General features: G+C 60.8%; 17 protein-coding genes. 9 read left to right on the top strand and 8 right to left on the bottom strand.

Translation table 11 applies throughout. The features are described from left to right. Positions 1-101: 101 nt before the first annotated feature. The 5 genes from hflK (ACA047_RS29330) (at position 102) to cfaB (ending at position 7474) form a co-directional block, all read left to right on the top strand. Positions 102-2063, top strand: a complete 1962-nt coding sequence (gene hflK / locus ACA047_RS29330) for a protease modulator HflK (RefSeq protein ID WP_497355450.1) — start codon at positions 102-104, stop codon at positions 2061-2063. Then, positions 2060-3100 carry a protease modulator HflC gene (gene hflC / locus ACA047_RS29325; protein ID WP_497355448.1) on the top strand — a complete coding sequence of 347 codons (1041 nt, stop codon included), beginning with the start codon at positions 2060-2062 and terminating at the stop codon, positions 3098-3100. The genes hflK (ACA047_RS29330) and hflC overlap by 4 nt, the downstream gene beginning before the upstream one ends. Further along, entirely contained in the window at positions 3097-4149 is a 1053-nt protein-coding gene (gene hflK, locus ACA047_RS29320; protein WP_497355446.1) for a protease modulator HflK, read from the top strand. The genes hflC and hflK (ACA047_RS29320) overlap by 4 nt, the downstream gene beginning before the upstream one ends. Beyond that, positions 4146-6056, top strand: a complete 1911-nt coding sequence (locus ACA047_RS29315) for a heavy metal translocating P-type ATPase (protein ID WP_497355444.1) — start codon at positions 4146-4148, stop codon at positions 6054-6056. The genes hflK (ACA047_RS29320) and ACA047_RS29315 overlap by 4 nt, the downstream gene beginning before the upstream one ends. A 230-nt stretch (positions 6057-6286) precedes the next feature. Next, positions 6287-7474, top strand: coding sequence for a C17 cyclopropane fatty acid synthase CfaB (gene cfaB / locus ACA047_RS29310; protein ID WP_497355442.1), 1188 nt, complete (start codon positions 6287-6289; stop codon positions 7472-7474). On the opposite strand, the gene cls is transcribed toward cfaB, so the two are convergent. Next, on the bottom strand, positions 7471-8910 hold the full coding sequence (gene cls / locus ACA047_RS29305) for a cardiolipin synthase (protein WP_497355440.1): 1440 nt from the start codon (positions 8908-8910) through the stop codon (positions 7471-7473). The two genes, cfaB and cls, sit on opposite strands and share 4 nt — an antisense overlap. A 141-nt stretch (positions 8911-9051) precedes the next feature. Between cls and ACA047_RS29300 the strand changes: the two genes are divergently transcribed. Continuing rightward, positions 9052-9573, top strand: coding sequence for a DUF3617 domain-containing protein (locus ACA047_RS29300; RefSeq protein ID WP_497355438.1), 522 nt, complete (start codon positions 9052-9054; stop codon positions 9571-9573). A gap of 70 nt (positions 9574-9643) precedes the next feature. Here the strand turns inward: ACA047_RS29300 and ACA047_RS29295 are convergent, their stop codons facing one another. The 5 genes from ACA047_RS29295 to ACA047_RS29275 all read right to left on the bottom strand — a co-directional run bounded on the left by ACA047_RS29295 (position 9644) and on the right by ACA047_RS29275 (position 13464). Then, positions 9644-10519, bottom strand: a complete 876-nt coding sequence (locus ACA047_RS29295; RefSeq protein WP_497355436.1) for a metal ABC transporter substrate-binding protein — start codon at positions 10517-10519, stop codon at positions 9644-9646. A gap of 11 nt (positions 10520-10530) precedes the next feature. After that, on the bottom strand, positions 10531-11397 hold the full coding sequence (locus ACA047_RS29290; protein ID WP_497355434.1) for a metal ABC transporter permease: 867 nt from the start codon (positions 11395-11397) through the stop codon (positions 10531-10533). After that, complete coding sequence (locus ACA047_RS29285; protein ID WP_497355432.1) at positions 11397-12065, bottom strand: metal ABC transporter ATP-binding protein; 669 nt, start codon at positions 12063-12065, stop codon at positions 11397-11399. Before ACA047_RS29285 ends, ACA047_RS29290 begins: the two co-directional genes overlap by 1 nt. Continuing rightward, positions 12062-12958, bottom strand: coding sequence for a GTP cyclohydrolase FolE2 (gene folE2, locus ACA047_RS29280; RefSeq protein WP_497360582.1), 897 nt, complete (start codon positions 12956-12958; stop codon positions 12062-12064). The genes ACA047_RS29285 and folE2 overlap by 4 nt, the downstream gene beginning before the upstream one ends. A gap of 113 nt (positions 12959-13071) precedes the next feature. Beyond that, positions 13072-13464, bottom strand: coding sequence for a glutamine synthetase (locus ACA047_RS29275; RefSeq protein WP_497355430.1), 393 nt, complete (start codon positions 13462-13464; stop codon positions 13072-13074). Between the two features lie 158 nt (positions 13465-13622). Between ACA047_RS29275 and zigA the strand changes: the two genes are divergently transcribed. Both zigA and ACA047_RS29265 read left to right on the top strand, forming a co-directional pair. Then, complete coding sequence (zigA, locus tag ACA047_RS29270) at positions 13623-14831, top strand: zinc metallochaperone GTPase ZigA (RefSeq protein WP_497355428.1); 1209 nt, start codon at positions 13623-13625, stop codon at positions 14829-14831. Beyond that, the gene (locus ACA047_RS29265; protein ID WP_497355426.1) at positions 14831-15481 is read left to right on the top strand and encodes a DUF1826 domain-containing protein; all 651 of its coding nucleotides are present in this window, start codon (positions 14831-14833) and stop codon (positions 15479-15481) included. The genes zigA and ACA047_RS29265 overlap by 1 nt, the downstream gene beginning before the upstream one ends. Here ACA047_RS29265 and ACA047_RS29260 read toward each other — a convergent pair. Beyond that, a complete protein-coding gene (locus tag ACA047_RS29260) occupies positions 15478-15831 on the bottom strand; it encodes an NADH:ubiquinone oxidoreductase (RefSeq protein WP_497355424.1) in 354 nt (117 codons plus the stop codon). The two genes, ACA047_RS29265 and ACA047_RS29260, sit on opposite strands and share 4 nt — an antisense overlap. Positions 15832-15858: 27 nt before the next feature. Here ACA047_RS29260 and ACA047_RS29255 point away from each other — a divergent pair, with 27 nt between their 5' ends. After that, the gene (locus ACA047_RS29255) at positions 15859-16824 is read left to right on the top strand and encodes a CobW family GTP-binding protein (RefSeq protein WP_497355422.1); all 966 of its coding nucleotides are present in this window, start codon (positions 15859-15861) and stop codon (positions 16822-16824) included. A 12-nt stretch (positions 16825-16836) separates the two neighbouring features. Here the strand turns inward: ACA047_RS29255 and ACA047_RS29250 are convergent, their stop codons facing one another. Further along, a complete protein-coding gene (locus ACA047_RS29250) occupies positions 16837-17259 on the bottom strand; it encodes a DUF3301 domain-containing protein (RefSeq protein WP_497355420.1) in 423 nt (140 codons plus the stop codon). Positions 17260-17291: the final 32 nt, after the last annotated feature.

Below are 17291 nucleotides of genomic sequence, written 5' to 3'. Positions count from 1 at the left end.
GAAATTTCACAGGAATCGTTATAGGGTAACGTCACTTAACGAATCGGCGGTGGTGTCTGTCCACACGCCCGGTTTTTGATCGCCACAAGTGCTGGGGTGGTATGCAAGTCGATCTTGATGTCGAGGGGGCACCGGTGGCCGAGTGGCCGCGTTTTCAGCGGGCGATGTTTCAAGGGCGTCGCTTGAAGCGGATCGCATTCGCGCTGGGCAGTCTGGCGGGGCTGGGGCTGGGGCTGGCGTTTTTTGTCGGGCTGTTTTCGCCGCAATCGCTGTGGCCGGCCCTGCTGGTCAGTCAAAGTGCCGGGTTACTGGTGCTGGTGGCGGGTTTGCAATCGGCTGGGTGGGTCACGCAGTGGCGCAGCAGGGCGCTGCTGCCGGCTGTGGATAGCTTGGCTTATGAAAACGAGCCTGTTGAGAACCTTGGCTGGTATGAACGGTTGCTGGAGCGCATCACGGCGCGCTGGATGGGTTTGCTGAAGCAAATCGGTGCGCCCACGTTATGGCTGGCCGGATGGGCAGGGCTGGTGCTGCTGAGTCTGGAGCAAGTCTGGAACCTGGGATTGCCTGCGGCTGAGCTGGGTGTGTCGGCCAGTGTTGGCGCGGTGCTTTCATTGTTGCTGGCGTTCGGGCTGCTGGTGTTCGAACGTCAACTGGCTCAGCAATCACCCGTGGAATGGCCGGAAGCAACGCCGCTGGCGCAGCTGACGCGGGTGGCAATCATCGTGCTGGTGCTCGGCGCCTTGTGCTTGCTGTTCGCCGCACAAACGTCCATCTGGCCAGTGCGCCTGGCGGTGCTGATGGGGGCGTTGCCGGGGCTGGTGGCGGTTGAGTTGTTGCTGCGTGCATTGCTGTCTTTATTTAGCCCGCGCCGCGATTCCCTGGAGCCGACCCTGTTGGGCCGAAGTGTTATCGCCGATCTGCTGCGCTGGCCGCCGCAACCGTTGCTGGCCTTGCAGCATGAATTGCACAACCGTTTCGGCATCGACTTGCGCCAGATCTGGGCGTTCAGCTACATGCGCCGCGCCTTTTTGCCGGTGTTGGCGCTGGTGTCGCTGGTGGGCTGGCTGCTGACCGGCGTGCATGAGGTGCCGCTGCAAGGGCGGGGCATCTATGAGCGTTTCGGTAAGCCGGTGGAGGTCTTCGGCCCGGGCTTGCAGGTCGGGTTGCCCTGGCCGTTGGGCAGGGTGCTGAGTGTCGAGAATGGCGTCGTGCACGAGCTGGCCACCAGCGTCGGTGACAACCGGGGGGCTACAGAGGTGACGCCGGCGGAGGGGCCGGCGCCGGCGATTGCCAATCGGTTATGGGACGCCAGCCATGTGAACGACAAGTCTCAAGTCATTGCCAGCCAGCGCGCCGACCAGCAGAGCTTCCAGATCGTCAACATGGACGTGCGCTTTGTCTACCGCATCGGCCTGACCGACGCGGCGGCGCTGGCGGCGACATACAACAGCGCCGATGTGCCCACGCTGATCCGCAGCACTGCCAGCCGGATCCTGGTGCATGAATTCGCCTCGCGCACGCTGGACGGTTTGCTCGGCGCCGATCGTGTCAGCCTGGCCGATGAAATCGGCCGCGCCGTGCAGGCCGACTTGCAGTCGCTCGACAGCGGCGTGGAAATTCTGGCGACGGTGGTCGAAGCGATTCACCCGCCGGCCGGTGCGGCCAATGCTTATCACGGTGTGCAAGCGGCGCAGATCGGTGCCCAGGCACTGATTGCCCGGGAACGCGGTGCAGCGGCGGAGCAGACCAACCAGGCGCAATTGCAAGCCAGCATCGCCCATGACCAGGCCCAAGCCACCGCCCGGGAAATCAGCGCGACCGCACAGGCCGCCGACCTGCGCTTCAGCGCTGAACGCAAAGCCTACGCGACGGCCGGCCACGCCTTTGTTCTGGAGCAATACCTCAGTCAACTGAGCCAGGGCCTTGGCAGCGCCAGGTTGCTGATTCTCGATCACCGTCTGGGCGGCAGCGGCAACGCGCCGACCATCGACCTGCGTACCTTCACGCTGCCGGCGGACCCTGCGTCGCCGCGTAACCCTGTCCTGCCAGGAGCTGCCCATTGAGCCAGTCCTCTTCACACGATCACCACGACCATGCCGGTCACGATCACGGCCATGCCGGTCATCACCATGGGCATCATCATCACCATCACGGCGATCCGCAGGAAGCCAGTCCGTTCCCTTGGCGGCGGATGGGCTGGGCGGCGCTGCTCGTGGCGTTTGCCGTCGCGGCCGCCAGCCTGGTGCAAGTGCGTTCGGGGGAGGCCACCGTGATCACCCGTTTCGGCAACCCGGCGCGGGTGCTGCTGCAACCGGGACTGGGCTGGCGATGGCCGGCTCCGTTCGAAGCGGCGATCCCGGTGGACCTGCGATTGCGCACCACCTCCAGCGGTCTACAGGACGTTGGTACCCGTGACGGTTTGCGGATCATTGTTCAGGCGTACGTGGCGTGGCAGGTGCAGGGTGACCCGGACAATGTGCAGCGTTTCATGCGCGCGGTGCAGAACCAACCGGACGAAGCAGCGCGGCAGATCCGCACCTTCGTCGGTTCGGCGCTGGAAACCACGGCCGCCAGTTTTGATCTGGCGAACCTGGTCAACACCGACGCGAGCCAGGTGCGCATCGCTGATTTCGAAGCGCAGTTGCGCCAGCAGATCGATCAACAGCTGCTCACCACCTATGGCGTGCGCGTGTTGCAAGTCGGCATCGAGCGCCTGACCTTGCCTTCAGTGACGCTGACCGCGACAGTGGATCGCATGCGTGCCGAGCGCGAAACCATCGCCACCGAGCGCACGGCCATCGGCAAGCGTGAAGCCGCGCAGATCCGTTCTGCCGCCGAACGCGATGCGCGGATTGTGCAGGCCGATGCCACGGTGAAAGCCGCCGATATAGAAGCGCAGTCTCGCGTGGAAGCCGCCGGGATTTATGGCAAGGCATACGCCGGCTCGCCCCAGCTCTACAATCTGCTGCGCTCGCTGGACACCTTGGGCACCATTGTTTCCCCAGGCACGAAACTGATTTTGCGCACCGACGCCGCGCCGTTCCGCGTCTTGGTAGACGGTCCGCCCTCCGTGGAACCCAAAGGTGGACCACAACCATGAGTTTGGTTCCACGTGGAACAAATGAGTTTTCCAGCCCGTGGATTCAGGCGGGGCGCTTGGCGTTTCTGGCGCTTTACGCGGTCACGCTTTTGGCGGCATTGGCCTGGTTTTTTTCCAACGTTCGACAGATCGATCCGCAAAACCGCGCGGTGGTGCTGCACTTTGGCGCGCTGGATCGAATTCAGAATGCAGGTCTTTTGTTGGCTTGGCCTCGTCCTGTGGAACAAGTGATCCTGCTGCCGTCGGCGGATCGGGTTCTTGAGCGACGGGTGGAAAGCCTGCTGCGCTCGGATGCGGCTTTGCAGGCGGATCGCGTCGTCAGTTTCGCCACGCCGGTCAGCGATGCCCTCGCCGGTTCTGGTTATTTATTGACCGGTGACGCAGGCGTGGTGCAACTGGATGTGCGGGTGTTCTACAAAGTCACCGACCCCTACGCCTTCGTTTTGCAGGGTGAACATGTGCTGCCGGCGCTGGATCGACTGGCGACTCGCAGTGCCGTGGCCCTGACTGCGGCCCGGGATCTGGACACAATCCTGGTGGCTCGCCCCGAACTGATCGGCAGCGACAACCAGGCGGCCGAACGTCGCGAACGCTTGCGCGGCGACCTGGTGCAAGGTATCAACCGGCGTCTGGCCGAGCTTGCCGCAACAGGGCAGGGGTTGGGGATCGAAGTGGTGCGTGTAGACGTGCAATCGAGCCTGCCGGGGCCGGCGGTGAATGCGTTCAATGCGGTGCTGACCGCCAGCCAGCAGGCCGATAAAGCCGTCGCCAACGCCCGTACCGAAGCCGAGAAACTGACCCAGACCGCCCGTCAGGACGCTGACCGCGCCCTGCAAGTTGCCCATGCCCAGGCCAGCGAACGGCTCGCCAAGGCTTCGGCCGACACCGCCACGGTGCTGGGCCTGGCGAAGGCCCAAGGCACCGATCCGCAAATGCTGCTGCGCCTTTATCGCGAGCGCATGCCGAGCATTCTTCGTCAGGCCGGTTCGGTGACAACGGTCGATCCGAAAGACGATTCCCGCCTGATCATTCAGGGAGCCGAACAATGACCGCTCAAACCGTCGCCGCGCCAATGTTGTCTTCCGCCGAACAACGCACAGCCGCTCGACAACTGACCCTGGCGATGCTCGCCCTCGGTCTGCTCGCTTTGGGTCTTGTGTGGCGCGGCTGGTCGCCGGAGCAGAGCGGTGTCAGCCAACTGTTGTTGGGCGTTGCCTCGCTGCTGGTGGCGGTTCCGGTGATGCGTTCGGCCTGGTACAGCCTGCGCTATCCGAGCCTGCACGGGATCACCGACCAGCTGATTGCCCTGGCGATGCTCGGTGCCTGGGCCACCGGCGATCTGCTGACGGCTGCGCTGTTGCCGATCATCATGATTTTTGGCCATGTGCTGGAAGAGCGCAGCGTCATCGGTTCCCAGGAAGCGATCCACGCCCTTGGCCAACTGACCCGCAGCCAGGGTCGCAAGGTTCAGGCCGATGGTTCGATCATCGAGGTCGACAACGGCACGCTCCAACCCGGCGATGTGGTGGAGGTGCGCGCCGGTGACCGGGTGCCGGCCGATGGCCGAGTGTTGTCCGGCCAGGCCAGTCTCGATACCGCGCCCATCACGGGTGAATCGGTGCCACTGGAGGCCGTGGTGGGTTCCGAGGTCTTTGGCGGTGCAATCAACCTCGATGGGCTGCTGCGCCTGGAAGTGACCCGCACCGGTGATGAGTCGACGCTGGGCAAAGTCATCGCCCTGATGCAAAACGCCGAGCGCTCCAAGCCGCCCATCACCCGGTTGCTGGAACGCTACGCCGGTAGTTATCTGGTGTTGGTGCTGTTGCTGGCAGCGGTGACCTGGTTCGTCACCAACGATGCCCAGGCGATGCTGGCGGTATTGGTGGCAGCATGCCCTTGCGCGTTGGTGCTGTCGGCTCCTGCGACGGCCATTGCCGGGATTGCAGTGGCGGCGCGCCATGGGATCTTGATCCGCAGTTCGGCCTTCCTGGAAGAACTGGCGGACCTCACATCGTTGGTCGTCGACAAGACCGGTACCCTGACGTATGGCACCCTGCGCTTGCAATCCATCGAAAGCGCCGTCGACGATCACATACCTTTTCTGCCATTGGCCGCCAGCCTCGGTTCGGCCAGCAGCCATCCGGTCAGTCGTGCGTTGGCGGGGCTGGTGGGACAGGAACAGTGTTTGCCGCTCACGGACATTCACGAGCGCCAGGGCCTGGGTGTGGTGGCGATGACCGGGCAGGGCGAAGCGGCCCTTGGCCGACCGGAGTTGTTTGCTCAGTTGGGCATCAAGACTACAGCTGTCCCTGACCACGATGGCCCGATTGCCGGGCTGGCCTTAGACGGCCGGTTCCTTGCCTGGCTCCTGCTGGCCGACAGCGTCAAGCCGGAAGCTCGGGTTGCAATGGCTGAATTACGCGAGCTGGGGCTGGGGCGTCAGTTGCTGCTGACCGGCGACCGTCAGAGCGTGGCCAACACCTTGGCACTTGACGTCGGCATCGGCGATGTACAGGCCCAGGCCTTGCCGGAAGACAAACTCAAGCGGGTCATGGCCGAAATCGACCACGGTTTCCGCCCCATGGTGGTGGGAGACGGTATCAACGACTCCCTGGCGCTCAAGGCCGGGGTGGTGGGTGTCGCAATGGGCGCGGGCGGTGCAGACATTGCCCTCGCATCGGCAGACATCGTGTTGATCGGCAGTGACCTGCGGCGTCTTGGTACCTGCGTGCGGCTCAGTCGCCAATGCAGGCAGACGTTGCAGGTAAACGTGATCATTGGCTTGGGTTGGACACTGGCCATTGTCGCCTTCGCCGCATTCGGCTGGCTCGGGGCGGCGGGAGCGATGATTGCGGCATTGCTGCATAACTTGAGCACGTTATTGGTGTTGGGTAATGCCGGGCGTCTGCTACGCTTTCAGGAACCGTTGGTGAGGATCCAACGGGATGAGTTATAGATGCTTTGAGTTGCAGTGATTTAGGAAAAGATTGCAGGCCGTTGGAGAACTTTGGCGAACTGGAAGCCGGGCCTGCAGTCAGCTAGGGTGAGGGGATCACTTCAGGCAGTCACTGCTCAAACAGTGGATTTGGAAGGCGATAGAAAAAGGCTATAAATTCGATAGCCTGCTATTTTTCTACGATGGTCTACCCTCATTTCAGATGTTCTGAAACTAGGGGGGAATATCTCATGCTCGCGCAACTTCCACCGGCCTTACAGAATCTGCACTTATCGCTTCGGCTGCGGCTCTGGGATGGCCATGAATTCACGTTGGGTGCCGATCCCAGCGTCACGATCGTGGTCAAGGACCCACAAATGGTCGCGCAATTTTCCCATCCCAGCCTGGATGCACTGGGAGCGGCGTTTGTCGAAGGAAAACTGGAACTCGAAGGCTCGATCAGCGAAGTCATTCGGGTCTGCGACGAATTAAGCCAGGCCCTGTTGGACGAAGATTTCGACAACCTGCCAGTGCGCTCGGTCCACGACAAGGAAACCGACGCCAAGGCAATTTCCTATCATTACGACCTTTCCAACGCGTTCTATCAGCTGTGGCTCGATAGCGACATGGCTTATTCCTGTGCCTATTTCGAGACCGGCAGCGAAACCCTCGAACAGGCCCAGCAAGCTAAATTCCGTCACCTGTGCCGCAAGCTGCGTCTGCAACCCGGTGATTATCTGCTGGATGTGGGTTGCGGATGGGGCGGCTTGTCGCGTTATGCGGCGCGGGAGTTCGGTGTCAAAGTTTTCGGCATCACCCTGAGCGAGGCGCAACTGGCCCTGGCCCGGGAGCGGGTCAAGGCTGAGGGCCTGGAGCATCAGGTGGAGTTGCAGTTGCTGGACTACCGAGACCTGCCCCAGGACGGGCGCTTCGACAAAGTGGTGAGCGTGGGCATGTTCGAGCACGTCGGCCACGCCAATCTGACGCAGTACTGCAAGACGCTGTTCGGCGCGGTCCGCGAGGGCGGGCTGGTGATGAACCACGGCATTACCGCCAAGCACATCGACGGCCGCCCGGTCGGACGCGGCGCGGGTGAGTTCATTGAGAAGTACGTGTTTCCCAACGGCGAGCTGCCGCACCTGTCGATGATCTCTGCCCAGATCAGCGAAGCGGGGCTGGAGATTGTCGATGTGGAGAGCCTGCGCATGCACTACGCACGCACGCTGGATCACTGGAGTGAGCGCCTGGAAGACAACCTGGAGGCGGCGTCGAAGGAAGTGTCGGAACAGGCGCTGCGGATCTGGCGCCTGTACCTCGCCGGCTGTGCCTATGCGTTCGCCAAGGGCTGGATCAATTTGCACCAGATCCTGGCGGTGAAGGCCCACGCAGACGGCAGCCATGAGTTGCCATGGACCCGTGACGACATCTACACGCCTTAAAGTATCGGGGAAATAAGCCGGGCGATCCGCATGCCGACTTTCTGCAGGCGGTGGGTCTCCCGGCTTTCCTGTTTAGCGATCTCGTGGGCTTGGGCGAAGTCTTTATCGAGCATCTGCTCCACCTCGGTGGCGAACGAGATGTCCACGGTCAGCAGCATCACTTCGAAATTCAACCGGAACGAACGGTTGTCCAGATTCGCACTGCCGATGGCACTGATTTCCCGGTCGATCAGCACCACTTTCTGATGCAGGAAACCCGGTTCATAACGAAACACCCGCACGCCGGCCCGCACCGCCTCAAACGCATACAGGCTGGACGCCGCGTAGACGACCTTGTGGTCCGGTCGTGAGGGCAACAGGATGCGTACATCCACGCCACGCAGCACTGCCAGGCGCAACGCAGCAAATACCGCTTCGTCAGGAATGAAATAGGGCGTTGTTATCCAGACGCGTTCGCTCGCCGCATGGATGGCTTCGACGAAAAAAAGCGAGCAGGTTTCGTAGGCATCGGCCGGGCCGCTGGCCAGCAACTGGCAAAGCACGCCGTCGTCCGGGTAGGTATCGGGAAGGATCAACGGTGGCAATGAGCGGGCCGCCCAGAACCAGTCTTCGGCAAACGATTCTTGCATGCTCGCCACCACGGGCCCGCGTACTTCGACATGGGTATCACGCCACGGTGCCAGGGGCGGCTTTTCGCCCATGTATTCATCGCCCACGTTGTGTCCGCCGACGAATCCCAGGACGCCGTCTACCGCGATGATCTTGCGATGGTTTCGGAAGTTGACCTGGAACCGGTTGAGCCAGCCGCTGCGGGTGGCGAAGGCTTTTACCTGGACACCGCCGTCGCGCAACGTCTGGACATAGCGGCCGGGCAGGGAATGGCTGCCGATGCGGTCATAGAGCAGATACACCGCCACGCCTTCGGCGGCTTTTTTCAAGAGCAGTGTTTGCAGGCGTTGGCCGAGGCGGTCGTCGTGGATGATGAAAGATTGAATCAGCACGGCTTCCCGGGCGCTATCGATGGCCTGGAAAATCGCCTCGAATGTGGCGTGACCATTGACGAGCAACTTCACCTGATTGTTCGCCAGGCACGGCGTGCGCCCCAGTTTAGGCATGGCCCGTAACGAGGCGTAGGCCTGGGATGCGCGGGCCGCCAAGGCTTCTTCGACCCATGGCCGCCAGTTCAGCTCGGAGATCGCCTTGCGCATTTCTTCGTTGGCTTGCCGACGCGCCTTGATGTAGCCATCAAACGTGCTGCGCCCGAAAACCAGGTAAGGAATCAACGTCAGGTACGGGATGAACACCAGCGACAAGGCCCAGGCAATCGAGCCTTGGGCTGTGCGCACTGTCAGTACCGCGTGGATGGCGGCAATGGAACCCAAGGTATGGATCAGCGCGATCAGGTAACCGAAAACATGTGGTCCGAAAAAATCCATGGGGCCGACTTGCTCCTGAAGTCTCAATGCTTAACAGACCATGTTCCATGGCGAATGTCGCTATTTAATTCACCGAACCCGAGCCTGAACCGAAGTCTGTGGGCGGCGTCTAACGGCCACTTGTTCTCTGGAGTTTTTGCAATGAATGTTCGTCTGCTGGGTTTGGCCTTGGCGGTTGGTTTGTCAGTTCCTGTGGCGGCTCAGGCGCAGATGCTTCAACCAGGTTTGTGGGAACTGACCTCAAGTAACATGAAAGTCGACAACCAGAATCTGCCGGACCTGCAACTGATCCTCGGCCAGCTGCAAAACCAGATCACCCCGGAGCAACGGGCGGCGCTGGAAAAGCAGGGCATTACCATGGGCGGCAAAGGTATTCGGGTCTGCCTCACCCAGGCGCAGGTGCAGACCAATGAAATTCCGCTGCAAGACCCGCAATCGGGCTGCAAGCAGCAGGTCACCGAGCGCACTGGCAACCAGTGGAAGTTTCGCTTCAGCTGTCCGAAAGCCCAAGGCAATGGTGTCGCGACGTTCCAGAGTGATCGTGAGTTCACTACCAAGGTCAACGGCACCTTCAATGCCACCGGTATCCAGCAGAATGGCAGCCTCGACACCCGGGCTGTGTGGCTGGGGCAGGATTGCGGGACGGTCAAGCCGAGGGCTTAACAGGCTCCCGCTGGGCTGCGCAGCAGCCCCACTGAAGCATTCAGGGCCACCACCATTGCTCAACCATTAATCAAGGTCGGCTCAGCGCCTCGTACAAGGTGTTGAGGTTGTATTCGAACAGGCCGGTGAAAGTGCTGGCCGGCCCGCTGGCAGCGAGGGCGTCGGAGTACAGCGTGCCACCGATGTGGGCGCCGCTTTCGTCGGCTATCTGCTTGAGCAGGCGCGCGTCCTTGATGTTTTCCATGAACACCGCTTTGACTTTCGCCTGACGGATCTGGGTAATCAATGCCGCGACTTCTGCGGCCGAAGGTTCACGTTCGGTAGATAAGCCCTGGGGCGCTATGAAGTCAATGCCGTAGGCCTGGCCCAGGTAACCGAATGCGTCGTGGGACGTCACGATCTTGCGGTTGCCCGGTGGCAACGCACCGAACTTGGTCTTGGCTTCGGCGAGCAGCGCGTAGATTTTTTTCAGATACGCCTGGCTGTTGCGTTCGTAGTCGGCCTTGTTCGCCGGGTCGGCGGCTTCCAGCGCCTTGGTGATGTTGCTGACATACAGCTCGGCATTCGCCAGGTTATGCCAGGCGTGCGGGTCGGGGATGGTCTCGCCATCTTCATCCAGCGAACGTGGGATCACACCGCGACTGGCACTGATCACCGGGGCGGTGGTTTCGGTACTGGTGACCAGGCGATCCAGCCACGGCTCGAAGCCCAGCCCATTCTTGATGATCAGTTTTGCGCGAAGCAGCGCCTTGGCGTCGTCTGGCGTGGGTTCGTAGGTGTGCGCATCGGCGTCCGGGCCGACCATGTTGGTGATCTGGATATGCTCGCCGCCGACCTGTTGGGTCATGTCGGCGAGGATGCTGAAGCTGGTCACCACCTGAAGCTTTTCGGCGGCGGACAAGGACATGGACAGCATCAGACTGAACAGCACGAGTAGAGCGCGCATCGGGAAACACCTCATTGGGATGTGAGCAAAGGCGGGCGGCGCAGCAAACCGTGCACCGGACCGAACACCACGGACAGCAGATACAGCGCGCCCGCCACCAGCACGATGGCCGGCCCGCTGGGCAGCGAGAAATAGAAGGACAACAACAGGCCAAGCCAAACCGAGAGGCAACCGAGCAGTGCCGCGACGACCATCAGGACCGGCAGGCGGCGGCTCCAGAATCGCGAAGCGGCAGCCGGCAGCATCATCAGGCCAACGACCATCAGCGCGCCGATGGCTTGGAAGCCGATCACCAGGTTCAACACCACCAGGGTCAGAAACACGCCGTGGGCCAATGGGCCCAGACGACTGACGGTTTGCAGGAACAGCGGGTCCAGGGTGTCGAGCAACAGGGGCCGATAAATCAGCGCCATCGCGATCAGGCTGGCCCCCGACACCCAGAGCATGCCGGTAAGTGTTGGGCCGTCTACCGCCAGTGCGGAGCCGAACAACAGATGAAGCAGGTCGAGGCGTTTACCGGCGATGCCGAGGATCAATATGCCGGCCGCCAAGGAAATGGGATAAATCGCCGCGAGGCTGGCATCTTCCCGTAGGCCGGTGCGGCGGGTAATCCAGGCGGCCAGCCCAGCCATGCCCAGGCCCGCGCCGAGGCCACCTACCGTCAGGGCTGGCAGGCTCAGGCCGGCGAACCAGAAACCCAGGGCCGCGCCGGGCAGGATGCCGTGAGCCACGGCGTCGCCGATCAGGCTCATGCGTCGCAGAATCAGAAACACCCCCAACGGTGCCGTGCTGCATGCCAACACCAGGCCGCCAAGCAAGGCCCGGCGCATGAAGACGAATTCTTGGAAGGGTTGCCAGAGCTGGGTGGCCACGAGCATCAGGCCACCTGCATGCGAGGTTGTTGGGCAATCAAGTCGACACTGCGCCCCAGCACGCACCCGGCGTGGCTGATCAGCAGTGTGTTGGGAACATGCTGGCGAACCGCTGCCAGGTCGTGACAAACCACCACCAGGGTTCTGCCTTCGGCATGCCAGCCGTGAATGTGTTTCCACAGCAGCGCCTGGCCCTGTTCGTCGAGGGCGGCGTGGGGTTCATCAAGCAACAATAGCGGCGCTTCGGCCAGGCTCAGGCGAGCGAGCAGGGCGCGTTGTAACTCGCCTCCCGACAGTGCCATCAATGGGCGATATTCGAGGCCACCCAGGGCCCAGTCGTCCAGCACGGTTTTGAGTCGTTGGCTTCGCATGGCTGGCGTGTGCCGGTTACCCCAGAAGCCAGCTGCCACCAACTCTTGCAGGCTGATGGGGAATTGCCGATCCAGATGTTGCTGCTGTGGCAGGAACGAGACACCGCCGCGACGTGGAACGTCCAGCATGACTTTGCCCAATAGAGGTTTTTGCAGTCCCGCGAGCACTTTCAGCAGGCTGCTTTTACCCGAGCCGTTGGCGCCGATGATCGCCGTAAGGCTACCCTCTGGCCGTTCCATATCCAGTGGCGGCGTGAGAGGTTGCCCGGGAGCGCCCCAGCGCAAGGTTTGGCAGCGGATCATGAGGCCTCCCGATTCCAGCGGCTCAGGGCCACGGCGTCATGGGCATGCAGGCTTTCGGCGTGAACGACCCGTACATCGAGGGAGACGATGTCGGGTGACCGTCTCAAAGCTGTGTTTAATCGCCGAGCGGCGTCTTCGCAGAACATCAGGTTTTGGCCGTTGGCGAGTGCGAAGGCCTGTTCATCGGCCCGTTTGACTGCGGTTTGCACAGCAGTGCCGAGAGCTGCTTCGGCTTCGTTGATGAGAGACAGCAGCGGCAACTCGTCAATCTCGGCGCCCAATCGCAGGTTCAGAGTGGCCGTGCTGCGTTGACTATGAGGGGTGGCGACGATGCCGTTTGAAGAGCCCAACCACGCTAGGACCTCTGCATGCTCGAGCCTTTTGTTGGCGAAATCGTCTACGAATTGCTGCTGAATTAGCTGCCGGGCGAGCGCCGCCGAGCACGGGCAAGTGGAGGCGTAGGGGATCTGAATGGTCAGTTCCACGTGGAACATTGTGTTTTTAAGGTGAGCTTCGATGCTCACTGGATAACGCTTCCAACCGGCCAATGGACTGACCAGCGCCGGGCGCTTGAGCAATAGATCAGTGTGAATATTTAGAGAGGCCGCTTGGGACAGACCTTCATGACTCTCAAGAAACTGCTGCAGAATGCGGCGCAACAGCGAGGGGGATAGGGGCTCGTGTTCGAGCATATCCAACGCCAGGTATAAGCGTGACATGTGAATGCCGCGAGCTTCACTGTCGTCGAGGCTGACACCTGCGTCGGCAATCGCGCTGAGGCGCTGGCCGTCGATCAACACCGGTGTCGCGATGCCACACATGCCTACCCAATCGAGAGGTAAAGCTTGGCGTGAGGCCTGCGCAGCAACATCTGGCAGCGTTAACGCATTCATGGTCAAGGTCCATCGTGGGTTCGATTTAATGTTACAGTATAACAATAAAGTCGAAGCAATCTTTTTCATGAACAGAGTTTCATTTCCCTCATCTCAGCGTTCCACGTGAAACATCAGTATGGCGAATCTTGGCAACCGTTCATGCGTCCGCATACAAATTTTCCGGTGCTACCGCCCGAGCTGGAGAAGCGATTGATTGTCGTCCAACCAACACGGCGGCTGTATCCAACCCAACTTTCACCATCCGAAGCCAGGCCTGTAAAAAACGTGAGCTGACCATAACGGCTGCTTGTTTGCGCCCAATAGCGGTGACTGGGTGCTTCAAAACCACGCAGGTAAAGGGTGTTTCCGCTCGTCGCCACGCTGTACGCGTTGCCTTGGCCATCCACGCAAGCCAACAGATTTGCGCTACGGGTGCAGTTCGCCAGTAATGAGCTTTGGGCAAAGGCGCTCAGCGCCAACAGCAATAACGGGGCCGCTAACACTAATTTCAGATGATTGCGCATTGATTGTTCTCAGGCCGTTGAGCACTGCGGGGCTGGTTAAATGGATCTGTTATACTATAACATAAAACACGCAGACCTTGAACCGACCCAAAGCCTGAAAACGAGCCGCAACACGCATCAACAGCGTCAGCCACGGCCGCCCGATGAGGATATACCTGATGCCCAATCGCCTCCCCGTAACCGTGCTTTCCGGCTTTCTCGGTGCCGGAAAAAGCACGCTGCTCAACTACGTCTTGCGCAATCGCGACAATCTACGGGTCGCCGTGATCGTGAATGATATGAGCGAGATCAACATCGATGGCAGCGAAGTTCAGCGAGATGTCACCCTGAGTCGCTCCGAAGAGAAGCTGGTGGAAATGAGCAACGGCTGTATCTGCTGCACGTTGCGTGAAGACCTGTTGGAAGAGGTTGGCCAACTCGCCAGGGAAGGGCGCTTCGATTATCTGCTAATCGAATCCACAGGTATCTCCGAACCCTTGCCGGTGGCAGAGACCTTCACTTTTCGTGATGAAGAAGGTCGCAGTCTGGCCGATGTCGCGCGGCTCGATACGATGGTGACGGTGGTCGATGGGGTGAATTTTCTGCTGGATTACCAGGCGGCCGAAAGCCTCGCGTCACGGGGCGAAACCCTTGGCGAGGAGGATGATCGCTCGATCACTGACCTATTGATCGAACAGATCGAGTTCGCCGACGTGATCCTGATCAGCAAAATCGACCTGATCAGTCACCACGAACGCAAAGAGCTGATAGCGATTCTGGAACGTCTCAATGCTCAGGCGCAGATCATCCCAATGGTTATGGGGCAGGTGCCTTTGGGAAACATTCTGGATACCGGCCTTTTCGACTTTGAACGCGCCGCTCAAGCACCCGGCTGGTTACAGGAACTGCGTGGCGAGCATGTCCCAGAAACCGAAGAATATGGCATCGCCTCGACAGCCTACCGGGCGCGCCGACCGTTTCATCCCCAGCGTTTTTTCAATTTGATTGATCGTCCGTGGACTAATGGCAAACTCCTGCGTTCCAAGGGTTTCTTCTGGCTGGCCAGCAAACCGGAGGAAGCGGGCAGTTGGTCCCAGGCCGGGGGATTGATGCGTCATGGGTTTGCCGGACGCTGGTGGCGGTTCGTACCGAAAACCCAATGGCCGCAGGACGAACAAAGCACCGCTGCCATCATGAAAAACTGGCTTCCCACCACAGGTGATTGCCGCCAGGAACTGGTGTTCATCGGCCAGAACATCGACTTCACCCGACTCACCGCCGAACTGGACGCTTGCCTGCTCACTGACGGGGAAATGGTCCTTGGTGTTGAAAGCTGGCGCCTGCTTCCAGACCCGTTCGGCCCTTGGCATGACGAGGTCGCGGCGTGATGCTGGTGCCCAGTCTAAAAAGAGGAGCGCAGGTGCGGCAGGTCCAGGGTGATACCCCGCGGGTCTTGACGCAAATTCTGGAAGACGGCACCAATCTCGCGGTCTGGCAGCGTCAGCTTCCGGCGCACATTGGCGATTTTGCGGCGATGGTGCTTTCGATGGACGAGCTTCTGGCCGAATCGTTGGTGCTCGACCTGCCGGAGGAAGACGCTCAACCGATGCTGGGCGGTCTCGCCGCAGGTTTCAGCGATCTGCAAGGCTACGAAGGCTTTATCGCCGATGTCGCCTGGCTGGTCAGTGCGTTTACCTGCCTGCTGGGCGCCAGACGTGTCGGCCTGCGTCTGCGAACCTTGAACAAGGCAATGTGCCCGCGCTTTCACGTAGACCATGTGCCGGTACGGCTGCTCACCACTTATGCTGGTGCCGGCAGCCAGTGGATTGAGGAAGGGATCATGGACCGTCTACGTTTGGCGCAGCCAGAGGCTGAGCCTAGTGATCCGCGAGTGATCCAGCAGTTTTGCAGTGGTGATGTGGCGTTGCTTAAAGGCGAGAAGTGGCACGGCAATGAGGGTTTCGGACTGATCCATCGCTCACCGGAGCCGGCCCCGGGGGAACGCCGATTAATCCTCACGCTGGACTGGCTCGCTTAAGGCTTGAGCCAGTTACCTTGGCTTTGCCCCTCACAAAACGGCTGGAGATAAGCCGCGTCGGTGGCCACGCCGTAATAGTGAATATCCTGGCGGTAAGGCATATTGGCGACCTGGGCGTTGTTGCAGATGCCGAACGCGCCGCCAGGGCATTGATCGACGTATTGCACCTCGACCTTCTGCCCGGCAAGGCTTGGCTGGCAGAAGCCGTCGGCGAACAGCTTTTGCGGGATGTTGCGGTTCTGCTGGCAGACTTTCACATCGAGCCGTTCCGCCTGGCTGTGCACCACGCAAGCCTGGGCCAATGCCTGGTTCGAAATCAGCGCCAGTAACCACCAGCCGATCACCCGCATTTTCACCTCCATCGAAAGCCGTCGATTATGTTGCAGAATATCCCCACCCATGTCATCGCCGGACCCTTGGGGGCCGGCAAGACCAGCCTGATCAGGCAATTACTGGCCCAGCGGCCGGCTAATGAGCGCTGGGCGGTGCTGATCAACGAGTTTGGCCAGATCGGCCTGGATGCCGCGCTGTTGACCCAGGCCGCCGATGGTATCGCACTGGGCGAGGTGGCCGGGGGCTGTCTATGTTGCGTCAATGGCGCGCCGTTTCAGATTGGCCTCGGTCGTTTGCTGCGCAAGGCGCGTCCGGATCGGCTGTTTATCGAGCCCTCCGGGTTGGGCCATCCGGCGCAACTGATGCGGCAATTGAACGAAGCTCCATGGCTCGGCGTGCTGGCGGTCCAGCCTTGCGTGTTGGTGCTGGATGCCGAAGCGATGGCGGACGGTAAGCCGTTGCCCGATGCGCAACGACAAACCCTGGCCAACGCCGGGCTGCTGGTGCTGAACAAATCCGAGAGCCTCACCGAGACCGATCGTGCACACATCACCGCTCAATTGCCCAAAATGGCGCTGTACTGGACGCAACAGGCTGCGTTGCCGATCGATCGACTGCCGGGTCTTGCGGTTCGGGGCAGTGGGGTTGTGGATAACTTCAACTTGCCCAAGAGCGTGGGTCAAATGCCGGCTATCTGGACCGACCCGAAGTCGCCGATCTGCCTGCATCAGCAGCAGGACGGAGGCTGGAGCATCGGTTGGCGCTGGCATCCGAGCCAGGCATTCGACACGACGGCGCTGACTCGATGGCTGCAAGGCAAAGGCTGGACACGGGCGAAACTGGTTATCCACAGCCCCGACGGCTGGGTTTCAGCCAATGCGCTGGAGGGTGCGGCACTGGGTTGGAACGACAGCGAGTGGCGACAGGACTCACGGATCGAACTGATTTTTACCGAGCCGCAAGACGTTGAGGCCCTGCAAGCCGATCTGGCGAGTTGTCGATGTCCGTGAGTCAGCCCTGCTTCAAGGCTTCCACTTGTTGTGTTCCTGACGCCACTGACTCAACTCGATGACTTCGGCCCTGGGCCGGGTCTGGACCGGTTCAATCGGCGCCTGCGGTATTTCTTCGAACGGCATCGGGTAGGGCGCCAACTCGATTCGCGCGCTGTGGGCGCCGAACTGCGTAATGCTGCCCGAATGACGCGATTCGCCGGTGACCGTAAATTCGAAATCATAAATACGCGCCAGGCGTCGCCGTCCATCGGCATCTTTCACGAATCCGATCTTTTTCAGCGCCACATTGCCGTCCAGCAACTCGATCTTGAGGTTGGCGCAATGTTGGATGACCCTGGCCAAGGCCCGTTCGCGCAAGCCATGGTTGTGCCACAGCCAGGCGCCGCCGGTGGCCAGCAGCATCAGCACGAAAATGTTTCCAAGGGTCAGCATGAACGAAGTGCTCCAACAAGTTGCTGTCAGCT

The organism is Pseudomonas sp. LBUM1664, assembly GCF_059695895.1.
This window is presented reverse-complemented; position numbering and strand designations above follow the sequence as displayed.